Raw genomic sequence first — 18,886 nt, 5'->3', positions numbered from 1 at the left:
AACACCTGTTCGCAGACGGTAGCCGCACCCGGCGACGCCGTCGGCCCCCGACACGCCGGGAGGCCGCGGTCGGGCTCAGGCGTCGACGGTCGCCATGACCTCGTCGGAGACGTCGAAGTTGGCGTAGACGTTCTGGACGTCGTCGAGGTCCTCGAGGGCCTCGACGAGACGGAACACCTTCGGCGCCGCGTCGGCGTCGAGCTCGACCTGCGAGTCGGGCAGGAAGGACGCCTCGGCGGAGTCGTAGTCCAGCCCGGCGGCCTGCAGCGCGGTGCGGACCCCGATCAGGTCGGTGGCCTCGGAGACGACCTCGAAGGCCTCGCCGAGGTCGTGGATGTCGTCGGCGCCGGCCTCGAGGGTGACCTCCAGCAGGTCGTCCTCCCCGAGGGTGCGGCCCTCCTGGGTGGCGGGCACGACGACGACGCCCTTGCGGTGGAACAGGAAGGACACCGAGCCCGGGTCGGCGAGGGTGCCGCCGTTGCGGGTCATCGCGGTGCGGACCTCCATCGCGGCCCGGTTCTTGTTGTCCGTCAGGCACTCGACGAGCAGCGCGACGCCGCTCGGGCCGTAGCCCTCGTACATGATCGTCTGGTAGTCGGCCCCGCCGGCCTCGGCGCCGGAGCCCCGCTTGACGGCCCGGTCGATGTTGTCGTTGGGCACCGACGACTTCTTCGCCTTCTGGATGGCGTCGTACAGCGTCGGGTTGCCGCCCGGGTCGCCGCCGCCCATGCGCGCGGCGACCTCGACGTTCTTGACGAGCTTGGCGAAGAGCTTGCCGCGCTTGGCGTCGACGACGGCCTTCTTGTGCTTGGTGGTCGCCCACTTGGAGTGGCCTGACATCACGGATCCCTTCGTCGCGCGCCGGCGGGGTCCGGGACCACCTGCTCGGCGAAGTAGCGGTGCACGCGCCAGGCGTCCGGGCCCTCGCCGACCTCGGGGTGGAACGAGGTGGCCAGCAGCGGACCCTGGCGTACGGCCACGATCCTACCGACCCCCGGCCCCGCGTCGACCCGGGCGAGGACGTCGACACCCGGCCCGGCCTCCTCGACCCACGGCGCGCGGATGAAGACGGCGGGCAGGCGACCCGGGACGCCCGCCATCGTCACCGACCCCTCGAAGGAGTCGACCTGTCGTCCGAAGGCGTTGCGCCGCACGGTCACGTCGAGGCCGCCGACGGTCTCCTGGCCCCGCTCGCCGTCGAGGACGCGGTCGGCGAGCAGGATCATCCCCGCGCAGGTGCCGAGGACCGGCAGGCCGCCCGCGATCCGCGCCCGCAGCGGTCCGAGCAGGTCGAAGATCCGCAGCAGACGGACCATCGTGGTGGACTCCCCGCCGGGCAGCACGAGCGCGTCGCAGGCGTCCAGCTCCGCCTCCCGTCGTACGACGAGGGGGCGGGCGCCGACGCCCGCCAGCGCGGCGACGTGCTCCGGCACGTCCCCCTGCAGCGCGAGGACCCCGATCCGGGGCCCGGTCACCACCCGCGCTCGGCGAGCCGGTGCGGCTCGGGCAGCGCGTCGACGTTGAGGCCGACCATGGCCTCCCCGAGGCCGCGGGACGCCTTGGCGACGACGTCGGGGTCGTCGTAGAACGCGTTGGCGCGCACGATGGCCGCGGCGCGGGCCGCGGGGTCGCCGGACTTGAAGATGCCCGAGCCGACGAAGACGCCCTCGGCGCCGAGCTGGCGCATCATCGCGGCGTCGGCGGGGGTGGCGATCCCGCCGGCGGTGAACAGCACGACGGGCAGGCGGCCCGCCTCCGCGACCTCGCGCACCAGCTCGAGCGACGCGCCGAGCTCCTTCGCGGCGAGCGGCAGCTCGGAGGCGTCGAGCCCGGCCAGGCGGCGGACCTCGGAGCGGATGGTGCGCATGTGGGTCACGGCGTTCGACACGTCGCCGGTGCCGGCCTCGCCCTTGGACCGGATCATGGCCGCGCCCTCGGCGATGCGTCGCAGGGCCTCGCCGAGACCGGTCGCGCCGCAGACGAACGGCACCGTGAAGGCCGTCTTGTCGATGTGGTGGGCGTAGTCGGCGGGCGTGAGCACCTCGGACTCGTCGACGTAGTCGACGCCGAGGCTCTGGAGCACCTGCGCCTCGGCGAAGTGGCCGATGCGGGCCTTGGCCATGACGGGGATCGAGACGGTGTCGATGATCCCCTCGATCATCTCGGGGTCGCTCATGCGGCTGACGCCGCCCTCGGCGCGGATGTCGGCGGGCACGCGCTCGAGCGCCATGACGGCCACGGCGCCGGCGTCCTCGGCGATGCGGGCCTGCTCGGGGGTGACGACGTCCATGATCACGCCGCCCTTGAGCATCTCGGCCATGCCGCGCTTCACCGCGGCGGTGCCCGTGGTCGCGGTCACGTCGGGAGTGCGGTCCGGGGTCTGCTGGGCGTCGTCCATGCTTCAACCGTACCCAGCGTGCTCGATCGCGCCGCGCTCACGCCGTGCCGCACCCGAAGACCCCGAGCACGAGCAGCCCGTAGCTGAAGGTGGCGGTGGCCGCCGGGGAGGACTCCAGCGTCTGGGCGCTCAGCCGGGTGGTGACCGAGATCCGGTAGTTCGCCGTCCCCAGCCCGCTGAGCAGCGTGCCGCCGAAGTCGATGCTCGCCGTCGACCCGCTGACCGTCATCAGGCCCTCGAACACCACCGTCTGCGGCTGGGCGACCCGCGACAGGCGCGCGACGTACTGGACGGTGCCGCGCGGGAGCGCGGCCACGGTGGGCGTGGTGAACCGGATCGTGCTCGGCAGCAGCCCGGTGGTGGAGCAGGTGACCGTGCCCGCGGCCGCCGGCACGAAGCGGCTGGTCGCCAGGGCCCCGGTCGCGGTGTCGGCGGCGTCGGAGAAGACCGCACCCGTGGTGTCCACCGTGGCCGGCAACGCGAGCGCGAGGACTCCCGTCAGTCCGGCGAGCCCCGCGGCGAGCCCCGTCCGGCCGGGCATCACGTGACCTGGGTCAGGATCGCGCGGAGCTGCAGCGTCCCGGTCTTGTCCTGGCTGACGTCGGTGGCGGAGGTCGCGATGCCGACGCGCACGCAGATCGTCTCCTCGGCGTTGCCGACCAGCGTCCGCGGGGTCGTGATCAGCGCCTGGGGCGTCGCGGTCGGGAAGACCTGCGCGGCCCCGAGGAGGCTGCCCGAGCAGGTGTCCCGCTCCGGGTACGACGTCGGGTCGTCCTGGGCGGTGCCGCTCCAGGCCTGCACCGTGATCGCGTCCTCGGTGTAGCTCCAGCTGCCGCCCCGCAGCACGGCCAGCGTGTAGGTGCCGGTGGCGCGACCGACGTTGCGCAGCCGGAGGTCGTAGGTCTCGAACTCCCCCGGTGTCCGGCCGCTGAACGCGATGGCGGTCTTGGCGTACCCGGTGTTGCGACCGATCGCCTGGTCGTCCACCCGCAGGTCCATCGACCCGCTGGCGACGGCGCCGGTGTCGATGTCGGCGCGGTCGTTCCAGAAGGCGTAGGTGCCGGCGCCCCCGATCCCGACGAGGAGGGCCACCGCGAGCGCGACCAGGAGCGCGAGCCGGTGCCGGGTCGGGGCGGGCGTGGCCCGGCGGCCGGGACCCCGCCCGCCACCCTCGGCGCGGTGCCGGCTCACGAGGTCGCCTCCGCCGGGACGGCGCCGCGCCAGCGGCGGCGCAGCACCGAGGCGCCCGCCGCGAGCAGGGCCGCCCCGAGCAGCAGCAGCGCGGGGCCGGAGCCCGCCCCGGTGTCGGGCAGCAGCCCGTCGAGGGGCCCGCCCGGGGCCGACCGTGCACCTCCGGCGCCGGGCAGGGAGCCCGACCCGTCACCGGCACCCCCGGCGGACCCCCCGTCGCCGGGCCCGCTCCCGTCATCGCCGTCACCGCCGCCGTCACCGCCGCCGTCACCCGGGGCGGTGTCGGGGCCACCGGGCGTGGCCCCCCGGGCCTCGGTGAGGCGCACGCGCAGGGGCAGGTCGGCGTCGTCAAGCATCGTGCGGTTGCCGGCCGTCGGCCGCATCGTGACCCGGACCGCGACCCGTCGGGACGCACCCGGGGCGAGACGCCCGGTCGTGACGGGCGCCGCGGTGTCGAGGGCGCGCCAGGCGCCCCCGACCCGGGTCTGCAGCGAGAGCCAGCCCGGCAGCACTCCGCGGGCCGGCACCTCGACGGTGAGGAGGGCAGCCTGCTCCGCCTGGTTGCGCACCCACCAGCTGCGGGTGCGGCGGTCTCCCGGCACCCAGGCGAGTCGGCGCCCGAACAGCGGCCCCTCGAGGGCGTCGGCGTAGCGCACCCCGTCCGGGCTCAGCCCGATCGGGTCGCGCGGCGCTCCCGCGGTCGGCGACGCGGCCGACGCTGCCCCCGCGCCGAGGAGGACCGTCGCGGTGAGGACGGCCGCCAGCACGGTCGCGAGCGCAGCCGACAGCGCCGACGCTGCCGGGACGCCGTCCCGGCTCACCGGACCTCCCCCGCCCGACGGCGTCGTCGGTCGAGGCCCGCGCCGAGGAGCATCACGGTGGCGTAGGCGAGCAGCCCCGCCCCCACGCCGTACGTCGCCCACTGGCGCTGGTCCCCGGAGAGCCAGCTGTGCAGGTGGCCCAGCCACGGCACGGCGTACCAGAGCTCCCCCTTCACCTGCACCGGGCGCACCGGGTCGGCGTCGACCACGGGGTTGGCGTCGCCGCGGGTGAGGTAGGTGCGGCTGCCGTCGACGGTGCTGCTGGCGACGGAGACCACGCGGTGGGTCACCACGCTCGCCCGACCCGACTCGCGCTGGTAGGTGATGACGTCGCCGACCGCCACGTCCTCGGCCGCGACGGGGCGCACCACGACGAGCGAGCCCGGCGGGTAGGCGGGCGTCATCGAGCCCGTGAGGACGCTGTACGGCGTGGCGCCGGCCAGGCGCGGCAGCAGCACGGCGGCGACGAGCAGGCCGACCGCGAGGGTGACGACGGCCCAGGCGAGGCCGGAGCCGACCACGGCGAGCGGCGTGGTGCTGCGGTGCCGGGTCGCCCGGCGGGCGCCGGGGGTCGTCGCCCCCGGTGCGCGCGGGAGGGTGACGGTCGTCATCGGTGGGGTCAGGGGGTGGCGTCGGTCTGGGTGATGACGACGTCGACACCGGTCAGGTCGAGGGTCTCGGTCTGCGAGGTGTTGTCGACCGTGGTGCCGAACGGGAACGAGATGTCGATGGCCACGTCCAGCACGTCGCCGTCGTCGGCCTCGGTGACGGTGGTGGCGGCAGCGCCGTCGATCGTCGGGACGACGTCGAGCGTGACGTCGCCGACCAGGCCGCCGGCCCCGGCACCGCCCACGACGTCGACCGTGCCCTCCAGGTTGTCGCCCTCGGCGGTGATGGTGAAGCTGCCCGTGTAGGCGAGCTCGTCGCCCGGCACGATGACGACGGCCGTCGGGTCCGCCACCGGGGTGCCGTTGAACGTCCAGGTGCCGGTGCCCGCGACCGGGGTCAGGTCCAGCTCACCCGCCGTGATCGTCCCGCCGCCGATGTCGGCGGTGGCGTTCCAGTAGGCCAGCGACCCCGCGCCGCCGGTGAGGACGACGACGGCCGCACCGGCGGCCAGCACTGCCTTGGTGGACTTCTTCATGTGTCGCTCCGCGCGCTCGTGTCGCGCGGCTCCGGGCACGCGACGTGTACGGAGAAACTAGGCACCTACAACTATTCTCGCAGGCGTTTGCCGAAACCTTGAGGAATACACATGTCTCAGACGGCGAGGGCCTGGCGACGCACCACCCAGACGCGCTGCGCGACGGTGATCGTGCTCGCCGCGGCGAGCGCCCAGAGAGTCAGCCAGAGCAGGATCGGCAGGGAGAAGATGGCCGACAGGCCGGTCATCACGAGGATCGCGACGAGCCGGTCCGCGCGCTCGGCGATGCCGACCTTCGCCTCGAAGCCCAGCGCCTCGGCGCGGGCCCGCGCGTAGCTGGTCACCGAGCCCATGACCAGGCACACCAGGCTCAGCGCCAGGTACAGCCCGGAGTCGCCCGGGCCGGCGAAGTAGAGCGCGAGACCGCCGAAGATCGCCCCGTCCCCGATCCGGTCGAGCGTGGAGTCGAGGAACGCGCCGAAGGGGCTCGTGCGTCCCGTGAGCCGCGCCATGTGGCCGTCGACGAGGTCGGAGAACACGAACGCGGTGATCACCAGCACGCCGGTGAGCAGCATCCCCTGCGGGAAGAAGACGAGGGCGCCGGCGACGACGCCGAGGGTCCCCACGAGCGTGACGGCGTCGGGGCTCACCCCGAGTCGGATCAGCAGACGCGCGACCGGGGCGATCAGGCGGGTCCAGAACCCGCGGAAGCGTTCGAGCATGGTGGGGGGAGGCTATCGAGGCCCGGGCGCGCGTGGGCGGCCGGTGCGCGTCACGCCACCCAGGACCGCCGCAGGAGGTCGCGGGTCTGGTCGAGGACCTCGGGCAGCACCTTGGTGCGGCCGACGACCGGCATGAAGTTCTGGTCGCCCGGCCACCGCGGGACGACGTGCTGGTGCAGGTGCGCGGAGATCCCGGCGCCGGCGATCGCGCCCTGGTTCATCCCGAGGTTGAACCCCGCGGCGTCGGAGACCTCCCGCAGGGTGCGCATCGCCTGGCGCGTCAGGTCCGCCATCTCCGCGGCCTCGGCGTCCGTGGTCTGGGTGTAGTCGGCGATGTGCCGGTAGGGGCAGACCAGCAGGTGCCCGGGGGCGTACGGGTAGAGGTTCAGCACGGCGTACGTGAGCTCGCCGCGACGCACCACCAGGCTGTCGGCGTGGCCCGGGTCGTCGTCGGTCCGCGGGATCCGGCAGAAGGGGCACTCCCCCTCGCTGGCGTCCGACGGCTTGTTCTCGCCCCGGATGTAGGCCATGCGGTGGGGCGTCCACAGGCGCTGGAGACCGTCCGGCTCACCGGGGGTCTCCCCCGTCGCCCGCCCGGGCTCGTCGCCGTCCACGGGGCCGCTCACGCGCTCGGGCCGACCGCGGAGGCGAGGAGGTCCTCGACCGGCTGGTCCGGGTCGAGCTGGATGCCCAGCCGGCGTCCGAAGCCCTCCAGCAGGTGCCAGGCCGACTCGGTGACCAGGGACACGAAGACGGGGACGGACGGCGTGCGGACCGGTCTCGCCATCCAGCGGCGCACGGCGCCGAACACGGCGCCGACGAGGCCGAAGACCAGCGGGTCGACCGCGGCCCGCTCGTCGTCGGTGGGCTCGAGGCCCAGCAGGTCGACGGCCGTGGTGATCAGGTCGGCGACCTGGCTGGCGATCCGGGTCAGGCCCTCCTGGAGCGGGTCCTCGGTGTCGGCGGAGCCGCCGGCGGGGTCCTGCTCGGCGAAGCGGTGCAGGGCCGGGTGGGCCACCGCCCAGCCCACGTAGGTGCCGACCACCCGCTCGGCGATCTGCGGGATCGTGCCGTCGAGGGTGACCTCGGGCAGCAGCGCGCCCCACAGGCGGTCGAGGATCTCGGTGCGCACCGAGCGGTCCAGGTCGGCCCGGTCCTCGAAGTGGCGGTAGACGACGGTACGGCTCAGGCCGGCGCGGGCGGCGATCTCCTGCACGTGCACCTCGGCGCCAGGTCCGGCGTCCTCGAGCGTCGCGATGGCGGCGTCGAGGATCTGCTCGCGGCGCTCCCGGTTGTGGCGGCTCCACCGCAGCTGCCGTCCGTCCGGCGGCTGCTCCTTGGTGGCCATCGCACCCCGATCCCGATCGTGCTGAGACGATCGTGGTCCACGATCGTCACCGTCGTCCGGCGCAGCGTCACCTGCGCGGGCGACCAGCGTAACGCCGACGCCGGCGGGCGCCGGACGCCACGTCGTCCAGCTCGACGCGGCGCACGATCTTGCTCCGGGTGCGGCCCTCGTCCCCGCCGCGTCGTCGCTCCTCGGCGTCGATGGCGCGCCACCCGCGTCGCGAGTGCACGACGACCCCGCGACCGCGCAGCAGGTGCAGCAGCTCGGTCGGCCCCGCCACCTCGCCGACGCGGACGGCGGTGCCCGCGTCGAGGTCGTCGAGGATCGTCGAGACGGTCTCCTGGGCGTCGGTCTTGTTGGTGCCGAGGAAGCCGGTCGGGCCCCGCTTGATCCAGCCCACGACGTACGTGCCGGGGGCCACGCGTCCGCGCTCGTGGGGCACGGTGCCGGTGGCCTCGTCGAACGGCAGCCCCGGGACCGGGCGCCCGTGGTAGCCCACGGAGCGCAGCACGGTGCCGGTGGGGATGGTCTCGACGTCGTCGGTCGGCACCGCCCGCGGCACCCCGTCGGCGTCGTCGACGAGCCGGGTGCGGACCACCTCGAGTCCGGTGACGTGGCCGTCCTCGCCCACCACGGCGCGCGGGGCGGTCAGGAACCTCAGCACGACGCGGCGCCGGCCGGGCAGGCGCGGGGCGTCGGCCAGTCCTGCGAGCACGCGCTCGACGGCGGACCCGCCGAGCGGGGCGCCCCCGGTGTCCACGACGACGTCCACCTCGCCGGTCTCGGCCAGGGCCTGCAGGCCGAGCAGCTCCGGGAGGGTGAACGCCGCCTGCGCCGGGCCGCGCCGGCCGAGCACGACGACCTCCTGCACGGCGCTGCGAGCCAGGGCGTCGTACGCGGGGCCGGCGATGTCGGTGCCCGCGAGCCGCTCGGGCGAGGCGGTCAGGACGCGCGCGGCGTCGAGGGCGACGTTGCCGTTGCCGACGACGACCACCCGGTGGTGGCCCAGGTCGAGGGCGCCCGTCGTCGCGAGGTCGGCGTGGTCGGGCTGGCCGTTGTACCAGCCGACGACCTCGGTGGCCGAGCACGAGCCGCGCAGGTCCTCCCCCGGCAGGCCGAGGCGCCGGTCGGTGGCCGCGCCCACGGCGTACACGACCGCGTCGTAGCGGGCTGCGAGCTCGGCGTGGTCGAGGTCGGCGCCGACCTCCGCGCCGAGCAGGTAGCGGAAGCCGGGCTGGGACTCGATCTGCGCGAACAGCCGCTCCGCCTGCTTGGTGTGCGGGTGGTCCGGGGCGACGCCCGCGCGCAGCAGCCCGTACGGCGTGGGGAGGCGGTCGAGCACGTCGACGGCCACCTCGGGGTGTCGCAGCAGCTCGTCGGCGGTGTAGAGGCCGGCCGGGCCGGCCCCGACGACGGCCACCCGCACGGAGCGCGCGGGCCGGTCGCCGACGAGTCGGCGCTGCCTGCCCACGACGGCCAGCGGGGTGCGGTCGGGGTGGGGGAAGACGTCGTAGTACTCCGCGTTGACGGCGGCGAAGACCTGCTCCGCGGGCCTCAGCGCCGCCTCGGGCTTGATCGCGTCGACGGGGCACGCGGTGGCGCAGGCGCCGCACCCGACGCAGGAGCGCGGGTCGATGTAGACCATCTCCGCCTCGGCGAAGCCGGGCTCACCCGGGGCGGGGTGGATGCAGTTGACCGGGCAGGCGAGGACGCACGAGGCGTCCGCGCAGCACGGCTGGGTGACGACGTACGCCACGGGCGCTCCCGGTCTCGGTGGGTGGCTGGTGGTGGGCTGGGTGCCGGTGCTCGTCAGGAGGCCGCGGAGGCGGGCTCGCTGCGGTAGCGCGCGGGGCGCCCGTCGATCTTGAGCAGCCGCCACAGCACCCGCGACCAGCGCGTCATCAGCCCGGTCTCCTCGGCGAGCATCCGCACGTCGGCGAAGAGGTCGCGCAGCATCTTCTGCGAGGCCGGGTTGCGCCAGTAGAGGTCCTTGACGACCCGCTTGGGCATGCCCATGTCGCGCTGGGCGCGGCGGCTCGGGACGACGATGACGTCGCAGAGCACGCGCATGATGATCGGGAACAGCAGGGCGACCGCCGCCCGTCGCACGCCGGTCAGCCGGGGCGCGCGATGGGCGATGAACTCGTGCGCGAAGCCGATGTGGCGGGCCTCCTCGGCCACGTGGATCTGCATGATGCGCTGCAGCAGGGGGTGCATCCGGTCACCGGCGCGCAGGATCGACTTCTGCAGGTGGTCGATCGGCTCCTCCCCGGCGAGCACGCCGATGAAGAAGGGGATCGGCGCCCAGCGGGCGAACAGCGCGAGGAACGGCGCGACCATCCGGAACAGCCAGGGAGCGCCCAGCACCGGCTGGCCGGTGCGGTTCACGAACTCCTGGAACATCTGGGTGTGGTGGCACTCCTCCGTCGCCTCGTGCGTGGAGTAGCGGAACTCGGCGCTGCGGTTGGGCAGGTCGAAGGTGAAGTTCATCAGTCCGCTGATCAGCACCTGCTCGAACTGCAGGCCGACCTTCGCGACGTTGGCCTGCCGGTAGAGCCCGATCTCGATCTGGCGCTCCTCGGGCAGGCTGCGGTACCACTCGTGGCCGCCGAGGGTGTCGACCTCCGGCAGCACCCAGCGCCGGTCCGTCGGGTCGATCGCGTACGACGGGTCGTCCCAGGCGATGTCGCCGAACGCGTCGAAGTGCGTCTCGACCGACGCCTCCGAGAGCGTCTGCAGGCGGGACTCGTAGTCCTGGTGGGCGAGGGGGTCCGACGTCACGGTCATGGCGCGCTCCTGGGGTCGGTGTGACCGGTGGTGGTCGTCCGAGGTTACTGCGACATCGTGTCGCCGTACAGAGGTACGCGCGACAACATGTCACGAATATCGACACCGTGTCGCAGACACGCCGCCACCCCCGCCCCGGCCACCCGCCCGGCCACCCGTCCGGGGCGGGCTCAGTAGCGGTGGAAGTACAGGTCGAGGTCGGCCGCGACCCCGTCGCAGGTGAGGTTCTGGTCGCGGTCGGCCTCGACCCACTGACCCATCACCGCGTCGCCACCCTGGATCACCCAGTCCTCGCCGCACCGGTCCAGCGCCTCCTGGGCGGAGGTCTGCCCGGCGGCGCGCCACTCGGGCAGGCCGAGCTCGAGGTCGCCGACGACGCCGTCCCACAGCGCGGGTGTCGAGTAGACCCCGATGCCGTAGCCGGCCTCGGTGTAGCCGCGGGCCACGCCGCGCACGACCTCGGCGTTGGCGGCGAGGTCGCTGCTCCACTCGAAGTCGGGCACGGGCTCGACGTCGATCCACACGAACGGCGTCTCGAGGCCGGCGGCCTCCATCGAGGCCACGTTGTAGAGGGCCTGCTGGTAGCCGGTGTTGCGCAGCGCGCTGGCCGGGCTCGACCCGTCGTACGGACCGTCGTCGCCGTGCTCGGCGAGCTGGTCGGCGTCGGGGTAGCTCGCGACCGAGTACGCCGAGATCAGCATGTCGGCGCCGCGCACGAGCGCGACCTGGTCGGCCAGGCAGGGGTTGGGGGTGAAGCCGGGCCCGTTGGTGAGACCGACGACGACGTACTGCGCGGCCGGCAGCGGGCCGGGCATGCCCAGCGCGCGCTTCTCCGGGATGCCCAGCCCGACGGGGCACTGCGGCCAGGAGATGTCGGAGCCGAGCACGTTGCCGCGCCGCGGGGCGATGCGACCGCGCTCGGCGAGGCCCTCGGCCTGCTTCGCCAGGTCCTCCGCGCCGGCGCCGGGCTCCGCCGGGGCGGACGTCGAGGTGGGGGGCGCCGAGGGCGTCGGCGCGGTCGGGTACGGCGAGTCCGGCGCCCCGCCCGACGGGCCGGGCGCCTCCGCGGCGCCGGGTGGCGTCTGCCCGTCGGCGCCGCAGCCGGCGGCGAGGGCGGCCACGAGCAGCAGCCCGGTCACGCCCCCGCCGCGAGGCATCAGACCTGCTCGCGGGCGTCGACCGCGGCGGCGACGCGCTCGATCGCCTCGGCCACCGGCACCTGGTTGTCCTGGCGTCCGTCGCGGTAGCGGAACGACACCGCGCCGGCCTCGACGTCGTCGTCGCCGGCGATGACCATGAAGGGCACCTTCTGCAGCTGGGCGTTGCGGATCTTCTTCTGCATCCGGTCGTCGGAGTCGTCGACCTCCACCCGCAGCCCGCGCGCCTTCAGCCGGCGCGCCACGTCGTACAGGTAGTCGGCGTGGCGCTCGGCGATCGGGATGGCCTGGACCTGCACGGGCGCGAGCCAGGGCGGGAAGGCGCCGGCGTAGTGCTCGACGAGCACGCCGACGAAGCGCTCGATCGAGCCGAACTTGGCCGAGTGGATCATCACGGGCTGCTGGCGGGTGCCGTCCGCGGCCTGGTAGGTCAGGTCGAAGCCGACGGGCTGGTTGAAGTCGTACTGGATGGTCGACATCTGCCAGGTCCGGCCGATGGCGTCGCGCGCCTGCACCGAGACCTTCGGGCCGTAGAACGCGGCGCCGCCGGGGTCGGGGACCAGCTCGAGGCCGGACTCGCGGCACACGCGCTCCAGCACCTCCGTGGCCTCGGCCCACTGGGCGTCGTCGCCGACGAACTTGTCGGGCTTGGAGTCGTCGCGCGTCGACATCTCCAGGTAGAAGTCGTCGAGCCCGAAGTCGCGCAGCAGCCCGAGGACGAAGTCGAGGAGGTGCTTGATCTCGCCGGGCGCCTGCTCCTTGGTGACGTAGGAGTGGGAGTCGTCCTGGGCGAAGCCGCGCACTCGGGTGAGGCCGTGGATGACGCCCGACTTCTCGTTGCGGTAGACGTGGCCGAACTCGAACAGGCGCAGCGGCAGCTCGCGGTAGGACCGGCCGCGCGAACGGTAGATCAGGTTGTGCATCGGGCAGTTCATGGCCTTGAGGTAGTAGTTCGCCCCCTCCATGGCCATGGGCGGGAACATGCCGTCCGCGTAGTACGGCAGGTGGCCCGAGAGCCGGAAGGTCTGCTCCTTCGAGATGTGCGGGGTCCCGACGTACTCGAAGCCCTCCTCGATGTGGCGTCGGCGGACGTAGTCCTCCATGACCCGCTTGATGACGCCGCCCCGGGGGTGGAAGACCGGGAGGCCGGACCCGATCTCGTCGGGGAACGAGTAGAGGTCCAGCTCGCGGCCGAGGCGGCGGTGGTCGCGCTTCTCGGCCTCCTCGATGCGGTGGAGGTGGTCGGCGAGCGCCTCCTTCGAGGGCCACGCGGTGCCGTAGAGGCGCTGGAGCTGGGGGTTCTTCTCGTCGCCGCGCCAGTACGCCGCGGCGGAGCGCATGAGCTTGAACGCCGGGATCCGCTTGGTGGTCGGCAGGTGCGGGCCGCGGCACAGGTCGGACCAGGCGACCTCGCCGTCGCGACGGACGTTGTCGTAGATCGTCAGCTCGCCGGCGCCGACCTCGACGCTCGCGCCCTCGGCGGCGTCCTCGACGCCGGCGCCCCCCTTGAGACCGATGAGCTCGATCTTGTAGGGCTCGTGCTGGAGCTCGTCGATCGCCTCGGCGTCGGAGGTGACGCGGCGGTCGAAGCGCTGACCCTCCTTGACGATCTTGCGCATCCGGGTCTCGATCTTCTCGAGGTCCTCGGGGGTGAAGGGCGTGGCGACGTCGAAGTCGTAGTAGAAGCCGTCGCGGATCGGCGGGCCGATGCCGAGCTTGGCGTCGGGGTAGAGATCCTGCACCGCCTGCGCCATCACGTGGGCGGTCGAGTGGCGCAGGATGTCGAGGCCGTCGGGGCTGTCGATGCTCACGCCCTCGACGGACGAGCCGTCCTCGACCTCGCGGGACAGGTCGCGCAGCTCGCCGCCGACGCGGGCCGCGACGACGTCGGGGGTCTCGCGGAACAGCTCCCACAGCTTGGTCCCGGCGTCGACCGCCCGGGTCTCCTGCGCGTCGTGGCGGACGATGGTGATCTCGGGCATGCGTCACTCCTGGGTTGGCGCAACGGCGTACGGCACCGCGGCTCGTGGGTCGTCGAAGCGTATCGGCGTCCCCGACGCCGGCCCCACCGGATTCCCGGCTGCGCCCCGGGTCCGCGCCGTCCACCATGGGGGGATGGAGCACCTGGACGACCCCGCCGACGCCGCGACCGCCGCGCAGTGGCACTTCAGCCACGTCGTGCGCAGCCGCGGACTGCTCTTCTGCTCGGGGGTGATGGGCACTCGCGAGGACGGGTCCGTCGACGCCGATCCGGGCACGCAGCTCGAGCGGGCCTTCGTCCGGCTCGCCGAGACGCTCGCGACCGCGGGCGCCGACGTCTCGCACCTCGTCGAGATGACCAGCTACCACGTCGGGCTGCAGCAGCACCTCGCGACGTTCGCCGCGGTGAGGGACCGACACCTCGCCGCGCCGTACCCGGCCTGGTCGGCGATCGGGGTCGTGGAGCTGGCCGTGCCCGGCGCGCTGGTCGAGATCCGCGCGGTCGCGGAGGACCCGCAGGACGGGTGACGGCGACGGGACCGACTGATCAGGAGCAACGATCTGGGTGGGCGATACTGGGTTCGAACCAGTGACCTCTTCGGTGTGAACGAAGCGCGCTACCACTGCGCCAATCGCCCCAGACGTCCCGCGCTCGGCGGAACGAGACGCGACTTTAACGCATCCCCGCGGGCCGGCTCACATCGGCCGGGGGGATCGTCGGTGCGGCTCAGGGGTCGACGTCCAGCGGCTCGTGGGCGCGCCAGGCGGCCTGCGCCTCGGCGGTGACGGGACCCGGGGTGGCCCACTCGCGGCTCCCCCACCGGTGGACGGGCTGGACGGCCCGGGTGGTCGACACGATGAGGACCTCGTCGGCCCCCTCGGCGACCTCGATCGGCTCATCGACCTCGCGGCCGCCGTACCACTCGAGCACGAGGGCCCGGGTGACCCCGGCGAGACACCCCGAGGCCAGCGTGGGGGTGCGGAGCTCGCCGTCGACGACGTAGAAGACGTTGCTGCCGGTGCCCTCGCAGAGGTGACCGGCGAGGTTGGGGAAGATCGCCTCGCTGGCCCCGTGGCGTCGGGCCTCGGCCAGGGCGACGACGTTGTCGGCGTACGACGTGGTCTTGAGGCCGGCGAGCGGCCCGCGCTCGTTGCGCGGCCACGGCACGGTGACGATCGCGGCGGACCCGTCGGCGGGTCCGATCGGCTCGGCGGCCACGACGAGCGTGTGGGGTGCGTCGCCCCGACCGGAGCCCAGCGGGCCGGGCCCGCCGGTGACGGTGATGCGCAGCTTGCCCCGCTCGAGGTGGGCGGCGCCGAGCGTCGCGGCGACGCCGGCGCGGACCGCGTCGAGGTCCACGCCACCGAGCCCGAGCCCGGACGCCGAGACCTGCAACCGGTCGAGGTGGCGGGTCAGCGCGAAGGGACGGCCCGCGGTGACCTCGACCGACTCGAAGACCCCGTCCCCCACCACCAGCCCGTGGTCGTCGTGGCGCAGTACCGGCGCCGCGGGGTCGTCGAGGAGCTGTCCGTCCACCCATACCTGCACGTCGTCCACCCTAGGAGCGGCGGAGTCGGCGGAGTCGGCGGACAGCCGCCCGGCGCGCGGGACGGGGGGTGATTTTGAGGCCCCGAACCCATCCGCTACTGTTTCTGACGCGCCGCTGGTTCACGCCGGCAGCCGCAAGCGGACGTAGCTCAGTTGGTAGAGCGCAACCTTGCCAAGGTTGAGGTCGCGAGTTCGAGCCTCGTCGTCCGCTCGGAGAGGTCTCTCATGGGTTGGCCTCCATGGTGGGTTGGCCGAGAGGCGAGGCAACGGACTGCAAATCCGTGTACACGGGTTCAAATCCCGTACCCACCTCGGCACCACCACAACTCCAGACCCGGGCGATTGGCGCAGCGGTAGCGCGCTTCCTTGACACGGAAGAGGTCACTGGTTCAAACCCAGTATCGCCCACCAGCGTTTACGCAGGTCAGAGGCCGGTTCCCTACCCAGGGAGCCGGCCTCATTCATGTGCCAGAGAGTGCGCGGATGGTCGGTTCCAACAAAACGGCCCCGCATCGGTGATTCAGCACCAGTGCGAGGCCTTGGAACCAGTCCCCTTGGAGGGCCAGAACCATGACCGCATCCTGCACCACCTCACCGATCCAGCGGCCCACCGAGGACATTTGCCCGCCCTGGTGCGCTGGCCACCTCGACGGTTACCAGCGCTGGGAGCAGTTCAGCGACGGCAGCATCCGTCGCTTCCACGACGAGCACGGTGTCGTCATCGGCGACATCACCGTGACCGTGGGCGCCGAGGAGATCCTGCAGCAGGGCCTGCAGGCGCCCCGCGTGAACGTCACCCTCGAGAACCTCGACAACAGCGACTCCACCGAGCTCAGCGACAGCGACGCCCACGAGCTCAGCCTGGCTATCGCCCGCGCGGCCGACACTGCCCGTCGGTTCCGCCTCGAGCAGGAGGCCGGTCGGTGAGCGCCATGGCGGTCCGCGTCTGGTGCCCGGACTGGTGCACCGTGACCGAGCAGACCCACCTCGACGACCTCCGCAACAACGACGGCGAGGTCATCCACAGCAGCGCCGACTTCGGTCACGTCGACAGCGAGGACTACGCCCTCTCGGCGATCGGCTCCCCTGACGGCGTCCTGCGCCCCGAGGACCCCACGCACGCCCCGGTGATGTGCATGGCCGGCAATGGCGAGCTTATCCACCCCGACGACATGGAGCGCCACGCCCGCGCTCTGCTCGACATGGTCGCCCGAGCGCGCGGCGAGCAAAAAGAACGCCAGCGATGAACCCCGCGCTGCTCCCCCTGCGAGCCCCACCATCAGCCCGCCCCACACCGGGGCGGGCCTGTTCGCGCGTCCGCACCCCACCCCGAGAGGCACCCATGACCGAGCAACCCAACCGCACCCGCCGCACCCGCCGCCGAGATCATCGACGTCACCCCGCAGCTCGCCGAGACCTGGCTGAGCCGCAACCCGAACAACCGCAACCTGCGCCGGGCCGTGGTCGAGGGGTACGCCAGAGACATGGGAGCAGGCCGCTGGCGCCTCAACGGGGAGTCGGTGAAGTTCTCCGCAGACGGCAAGCTGCTCGACGGCCAGCAGCGCCTCACCGCACTCGTACAAGCGCAGATCAGCACCCCAATGGTCGTCGTGCGCGGCCTGACCCCCGACGTCATGCCCACCGTCGATGCCGGCGCCAAACGCAACTACTCCGACGCCCTCAAGCTCACGGGCGAGGAGAACACCGCCACCCTCGCCGCGGTCTGTCGACGCGCAGTGATGTGGGAGCGCGGGATGCGTACCAACACCGGAGCCATCCGACCCACCCCGCTCGAGATGGACGACTGGCTCGCCCGCAACCCCGAGATCCGCACCTCAGCCGAACTCGCCAACCGCCTCGCCTCACGCGAGCGCCTGCCGGCCTCCGTCATCGGGCTCTGTCACTGGCTACTCAGCGCCATCGACCCTGAGGCCGCCACTTGGTTCTTCCTGCGCGTCGCAGACGGTGACGGCCTCGCAGCTACCGACCCCATCGCCGTCCTACGCAACCGCGTCACCCGACTGCGACTCTCCGGTGGTCGGATCAACGAGACCGAGGGCCTAGCGCTGACCATCCGCGCCTGGAACGCCCACCGTGACGGGTCGACCCGCACCAAGCTGCAGATGCCGCGAGGTGGGCTGACAAACGAGAACTTCCCCGCGCCGAGGTAGGGGTCCTGCTACTTCGGATCACCCTGATCTTCAACGTCTATCTCACCGCGCGCGGCAGCATCCATCTGATTACGAGCAACATGGGCTGCCTTCTGGAGCACGTATGGCGCAATGAGACCAAACTGTGCGGCGACCACTGCAGTAACGGGATCGTCGTAGTTCATCGTCACGGCCCAGAACGCGCCAACGAGTAGCCAGCCGACATTGGACCCCCACCACTTCGGCTCCCGGAGACTCTTCGGGATGTGTGGAAAGGGCCCCTGCTCGTTAGGCGCAAGCCAGGTCAGCCAGACGCCGACGGCCGCACCGCCTGCCCCGTATAGGGCGGCCAGCCACCACTCCACCTCTCCCTACTCAGCGCGCTTGCCGGGACAGCACTAGCAGCCACAGACGTAGTTTTTCACGCCGCGTGAGACCGCGCTCAACAAGGCGGTACAGCCTGTAGTCCTCTGGTCGGCTGGGCGCCAAAGGGTGCCTGACCTCAGGCGCTCCGGCCAGCGCGCGTGCAACTGCGCTTTCGCTAGCGCCCACCTGGCGGGCGATCGACGAGATCGATCGCCAGTCAGATTCAGTCTTCTCCAGAACCCGAAGGGCCTGGTCCTTCACGGTCACCATGTCAATGGTGTCGATGATCTTCTTCCGAAGAATCGAATCTTGTCGCTTGGCGGGCTCTACCGTCTTCCACCGAGTGGCAATCTCGATCGGCACGGTAGACGACTGCCAAGATCTCGCAATGGCGAGTTCACTCATCGGGCCCCATCCCCTGACTGCTGCGCTCCGAGATCAACTACTGCCATCCCAGACTTGACGATCAGCATTTCTAATTGCGTTTGCTTCTCCAGAGCCCTATCCAGTTGCGCCCGCAACGCTTTGACATCGCTGGAATCCAAGCTCACGTACAACTCTTCGCCTGAGGCTCCCCCGTAAACATTGAGGAGCAATTCGTGAGTAACTACCGCCGCAATCGGTGGCTCTTCCACATTCTCACCGAAGATAGGGCGCATGTCACTCATGACTCGAGCGCTCTGGAAGACCCGTTCGTGACTTACCCCGAGATCGATAGCTTTCGCGATGATTGTTAGCGGCCTAGCGTTTAGCAGGCGACTCAGACCTTCCGGCACAGATTCGAGTTCAAGCGACGAACGCAAAGAACCCAGCGCATCATCGAACGATCGATCGTGCGAGGTTCGCCAAGTACTAAACGCCAGAACGGCTGCGGCGGCGGTTGACGCATCCTCAACGGTTGATTCGAACGCGTTTACCACCCCCTCCACCGAGGGCGACGCAGACTCAAGCGACCGAATCAGGCTCTCGAAATCACTAGCCGAAAGCTCGAGAAGTGAGCGCAAGGCATCCCGATGCTCGTCCGGGATCTGCAACCGTGTCACCATCCGAGTCGCACTCTCTGCCACAGCATCACGTAGCAGACTCGACGGGGAAGTTCAAGGGCAAGCACGTAACACACTCTAGCCTGGCCGCGGTGGCGATGGGAGCGTGATCTGCATCGTGTCACGGCTTCTCATCACGCCGAGGCTTCACGCCCGTCTTCAACTGCCCATGCCCGCTCGGAACGCATGCTGACACCGCCCCCTGGGGGCGGGCAGTTGGTTCGTGAGCA

At 72.0% G+C, this 18,886-nt stretch carries 23 protein-coding genes and 4 tRNA genes; 7 read left to right on the top strand and 20 right to left on the bottom strand.

Features of this window, described 5'->3' with window-relative positions; genetic code table 11:
• Nucleotides 1-75: 75 nt before the first annotated feature.
• The 15 genes from ABD158_RS16520 to thrS all read right to left on the bottom strand — a co-directional run bounded on the left by ABD158_RS16520 (nt 76) and on the right by thrS (nt 13,550).
• Nucleotides 76-840, bottom strand: coding sequence for a YebC/PmpR family DNA-binding transcriptional regulator (locus ABD158_RS16520; protein ID WP_344008703.1), 765 nt, complete (start codon nt 838-840; stop codon nt 76-78).
• Nucleotides 840-1,478 (bottom strand): pyridoxal 5'-phosphate synthase glutaminase subunit PdxT, encoded by a 639-nt coding sequence (gene pdxT / locus ABD158_RS16515; RefSeq protein ID WP_344008701.1) that lies wholly within the window; start codon nt 1,476-1,478, stop codon nt 840-842. Before pdxT ends, ABD158_RS16520 begins: the two co-directional genes overlap by 1 nt.
• Nucleotides 1,472-2,398, bottom strand: coding sequence for a pyridoxal 5'-phosphate synthase lyase subunit PdxS (gene pdxS / locus ABD158_RS16510; protein WP_344008700.1), 927 nt, complete (start codon nt 2,396-2,398; stop codon nt 1,472-1,474). Before pdxS ends, pdxT begins: the two co-directional genes overlap by 7 nt.
• A 37-nt stretch (nt 2,399-2,435) precedes the next feature.
• Nucleotides 2,436-2,939 carry a hypothetical protein gene (locus tag ABD158_RS16505; protein WP_344008699.1) on the bottom strand — a complete coding sequence of 168 codons (504 nt, stop codon included), beginning with the start codon at nt 2,937-2,939 and terminating at the stop codon, nt 2,436-2,438.
• The gene (locus tag ABD158_RS16500) at nt 2,939-3,589 is read right to left on the bottom strand and encodes a SipW-dependent-type signal peptide-containing protein (protein ID WP_344008698.1); all 651 of its coding nucleotides are present in this window, start codon (nt 3,587-3,589) and stop codon (nt 2,939-2,941) included. The genes ABD158_RS16505 and ABD158_RS16500 overlap by 1 nt, the downstream gene beginning before the upstream one ends.
• Complete coding sequence (locus ABD158_RS16495) at nt 3,586-4,410, bottom strand: LPXTG cell wall anchor domain-containing protein (RefSeq protein WP_344008697.1); 825 nt, start codon at nt 4,408-4,410, stop codon at nt 3,586-3,588. Before ABD158_RS16495 ends, ABD158_RS16500 begins: the two co-directional genes overlap by 4 nt.
• Nucleotides 4,407-5,021: a signal peptidase I gene (locus ABD158_RS16490; protein ID WP_344008695.1), complete on the bottom strand. Its 615-nt coding sequence runs from the start codon at nt 5,019-5,021 to the stop codon at nt 4,407-4,409. Before ABD158_RS16490 ends, ABD158_RS16495 begins: the two co-directional genes overlap by 4 nt.
• Nucleotides 5,022-5,029: 8 nt before the next feature.
• On the bottom strand, nt 5,030-5,554 hold the full coding sequence (locus ABD158_RS16485) for an alternate-type signal peptide domain-containing protein (protein WP_344008694.1): 525 nt from the start codon (nt 5,552-5,554) through the stop codon (nt 5,030-5,032).
• 116 nt (nt 5,555-5,670) lie between these two features.
• Nucleotides 5,671-6,276 carry a phosphatidylinositol phosphate synthase gene (pgsA, locus tag ABD158_RS16480; protein WP_344008693.1) on the bottom strand — a complete coding sequence of 202 codons (606 nt, stop codon included), beginning with the start codon at nt 6,274-6,276 and terminating at the stop codon, nt 5,671-5,673.
• Nucleotides 6,277-6,326: 50 nt separating this feature from the next.
• Nucleotides 6,327-6,902, bottom strand: coding sequence for an HIT family protein (locus tag ABD158_RS16475; protein WP_344008692.1), 576 nt, complete (start codon nt 6,900-6,902; stop codon nt 6,327-6,329).
• Nucleotides 6,899-7,624 carry a TetR/AcrR family transcriptional regulator gene (locus ABD158_RS16470; protein ID WP_344008690.1) on the bottom strand — a complete coding sequence of 242 codons (726 nt, stop codon included), beginning with the start codon at nt 7,622-7,624 and terminating at the stop codon, nt 6,899-6,901. Before ABD158_RS16470 ends, ABD158_RS16475 begins: the two co-directional genes overlap by 4 nt.
• 67 nt (nt 7,625-7,691) lie before the next feature.
• Nucleotides 7,692-9,380, bottom strand: a complete 1,689-nt coding sequence (locus ABD158_RS16465) for an FAD-dependent oxidoreductase (protein ID WP_344008689.1) — start codon at nt 9,378-9,380, stop codon at nt 7,692-7,694.
• Between the two features lie 53 nt (nt 9,381-9,433).
• Entirely contained in the window at nt 9,434-10,411 is a 978-nt protein-coding gene (locus ABD158_RS16460; RefSeq protein WP_344008688.1) for an AurF N-oxygenase family protein, read from the bottom strand.
• Between the two features lie 170 nt (nt 10,412-10,581).
• Entirely contained in the window at nt 10,582-11,568 is a 987-nt protein-coding gene (locus ABD158_RS16455; protein ID WP_344008687.1) for a glycoside hydrolase family 25 domain-containing protein, read from the bottom strand.
• The gene (gene thrS, locus ABD158_RS16450) at nt 11,568-13,550 is read right to left on the bottom strand and encodes a threonine--tRNA ligase (protein ID WP_344008686.1); all 1,983 of its coding nucleotides are present in this window, start codon (nt 13,548-13,550) and stop codon (nt 11,568-11,570) included. The genes ABD158_RS16455 and thrS overlap by 1 nt, the downstream gene beginning before the upstream one ends.
• A 133-nt stretch (nt 13,551-13,683) precedes the next feature.
• Between thrS and ABD158_RS16445 the strand changes: the two genes are divergently transcribed.
• Nucleotides 13,684-14,076 carry a RidA family protein gene (locus tag ABD158_RS16445; RefSeq protein ID WP_344008685.1) on the top strand — a complete coding sequence of 131 codons (393 nt, stop codon included), beginning with the start codon at nt 13,684-13,686 and terminating at the stop codon, nt 14,074-14,076.
• Nucleotides 14,077-14,114: 38 nt separating this feature from the next.
• On the opposite strand, the gene ABD158_RS16440 is transcribed toward ABD158_RS16445, so the two are convergent.
• Nucleotides 14,115-14,186: transfer RNA gene (locus ABD158_RS16440), tRNA-Val, on the bottom strand.
• Between the two features lie 89 nt (nt 14,187-14,275).
• Nucleotides 14,276-15,097, bottom strand: coding sequence for an aminotransferase class IV (locus ABD158_RS16435; RefSeq protein WP_344008684.1), 822 nt, complete (start codon nt 15,095-15,097; stop codon nt 14,276-14,278).
• Nucleotides 15,098-15,235: 138 nt separating this feature from the next.
• On the opposite strand from ABD158_RS16435, the gene ABD158_RS16430 reads away from it, so the two are divergent.
• From ABD158_RS16430 to ABD158_RS16405, 6 genes are all read left to right on the top strand, one after another.
• Nucleotides 15,236-15,308 (top strand) — tRNA-Gly (locus ABD158_RS16430).
• 30 nt (nt 15,309-15,338) lie between these two features.
• A tRNA-Cys gene (locus tag ABD158_RS16425) sits at nt 15,339-15,409 on the top strand.
• Nucleotides 15,410-15,433: 24 nt separating this feature from the next.
• Nucleotides 15,434-15,508: transfer RNA gene (locus tag ABD158_RS16420), tRNA-Val, on the top strand.
• A gap of 159 nt (nt 15,509-15,667) precedes the next feature.
• Entirely contained in the window at nt 15,668-16,024 is a 357-nt protein-coding gene (locus ABD158_RS16415; RefSeq protein ID WP_344008683.1) for a hypothetical protein, read from the top strand.
• Nucleotides 16,021-16,344: a hypothetical protein gene (locus ABD158_RS16410; RefSeq protein WP_344008682.1), complete on the top strand. Its 324-nt coding sequence runs from the start codon at nt 16,021-16,023 to the stop codon at nt 16,342-16,344. Before ABD158_RS16415 ends, ABD158_RS16410 begins: the two co-directional genes overlap by 4 nt.
• Nucleotides 16,345-16,617: 273 nt before the next feature.
• On the top strand, nt 16,618-17,268 hold the full coding sequence (locus tag ABD158_RS16405) for a hypothetical protein (protein ID WP_344008681.1): 651 nt from the start codon (nt 16,618-16,620) through the stop codon (nt 17,266-17,268).
• Between the two features lie 8 nt (nt 17,269-17,276).
• Here the strand turns inward: ABD158_RS16405 and ABD158_RS16400 are convergent, their stop codons facing one another.
• The 3 genes from ABD158_RS16400 to ABD158_RS16390 are packed head-to-tail and all read right to left on the bottom strand — an operon-like array spanning nt 17,277 to nt 18,647.
• A complete protein-coding gene (locus ABD158_RS16400) occupies nt 17,277-17,612 on the bottom strand; it encodes a hypothetical protein (protein ID WP_344008680.1) in 336 nt (111 codons plus the stop codon).
• A gap of 10 nt (nt 17,613-17,622) precedes the next feature.
• Nucleotides 17,623-18,018 (bottom strand): hypothetical protein, encoded by a 396-nt coding sequence (locus tag ABD158_RS16395; RefSeq protein ID WP_344008679.1) that lies wholly within the window; start codon nt 18,016-18,018, stop codon nt 17,623-17,625.
• Nucleotides 18,015-18,647, bottom strand: coding sequence for a hypothetical protein (locus ABD158_RS16390; RefSeq protein ID WP_344008678.1), 633 nt, complete (start codon nt 18,645-18,647; stop codon nt 18,015-18,017). Before ABD158_RS16390 ends, ABD158_RS16395 begins: the two co-directional genes overlap by 4 nt.
• Between the last annotated feature and the right edge of the window lie 239 nt (nt 18,648-18,886).

It is taken from the genome of Nocardioides lentus (genome assembly GCF_039529515.1).
In the GTDB taxonomy this organism is placed as follows: Bacteria; Actinomycetota; Actinomycetes; order Propionibacteriales; family Nocardioidaceae; genus Nocardioides; species Nocardioides lentus.
This window is presented reverse-complemented; position numbering and strand designations above follow the sequence as displayed.

Bases quoted from the DNA above. Each gene is read 5' to 3' on its own strand.
- ABD158_RS16520 (WP_344008703.1), bottom strand. From the start codon at position 840: ATGTCAGGCCACTCCAAGTGGGCGACCACCAAGCACAAGAAGGCCGTC.
- pdxS (WP_344008700.1), bottom strand. From the start codon at position 2,398: ATGGACGACGCCCAGCAGACCCCGGACCGCACTCCCGACGTGACCGCG.
- ABD158_RS16505 (WP_344008699.1), bottom strand. From the start codon at position 2,939: ATGCCCGGCCGGACGGGGCTCGCCGCGGGGCTCGCCGGACTGACGGGA.
- ABD158_RS16490 (WP_344008695.1), bottom strand. From the start codon at position 5,021: ATGACGACCGTCACCCTCCCGCGCGCACCGGGGGCGACGACCCCCGGC.
- ABD158_RS16485 (WP_344008694.1), bottom strand. From the start codon at position 5,554: ATGAAGAAGTCCACCAAGGCAGTGCTGGCCGCCGGTGCGGCCGTCGTC.
- pgsA (WP_344008693.1), bottom strand. From the start codon at position 6,276: ATGCTCGAACGCTTCCGCGGGTTCTGGACCCGCCTGATCGCCCCGGTC.
- ABD158_RS16470 (WP_344008690.1), bottom strand. From the start codon at position 7,624: ATGGCCACCAAGGAGCAGCCGCCGGACGGACGGCAGCTGCGGTGGAGC.
- ABD158_RS16460 (WP_344008688.1), bottom strand. From the start codon at position 10,411: ATGACCGTGACGTCGGACCCCCTCGCCCACCAGGACTACGAGTCCCGC.
- ABD158_RS16455 (WP_344008687.1), bottom strand. From the start codon at position 11,568: ATGCCTCGCGGCGGGGGCGTGACCGGGCTGCTGCTCGTGGCCGCCCTC.
- thrS (WP_344008686.1), bottom strand. From the start codon at position 13,550: ATGCCCGAGATCACCATCGTCCGCCACGACGCGCAGGAGACCCGGGCG.
- ABD158_RS16445 (WP_344008685.1), top strand. From the start codon at position 13,684: ATGGAGCACCTGGACGACCCCGCCGACGCCGCGACCGCCGCGCAGTGG.
- ABD158_RS16415 (WP_344008683.1), top strand. From the start codon at position 15,668: ATGACCGCATCCTGCACCACCTCACCGATCCAGCGGCCCACCGAGGAC.
- ABD158_RS16395 (WP_344008679.1), bottom strand. From the start codon at position 18,018: ATGAGTGAACTCGCCATTGCGAGATCTTGGCAGTCGTCTACCGTGCCG.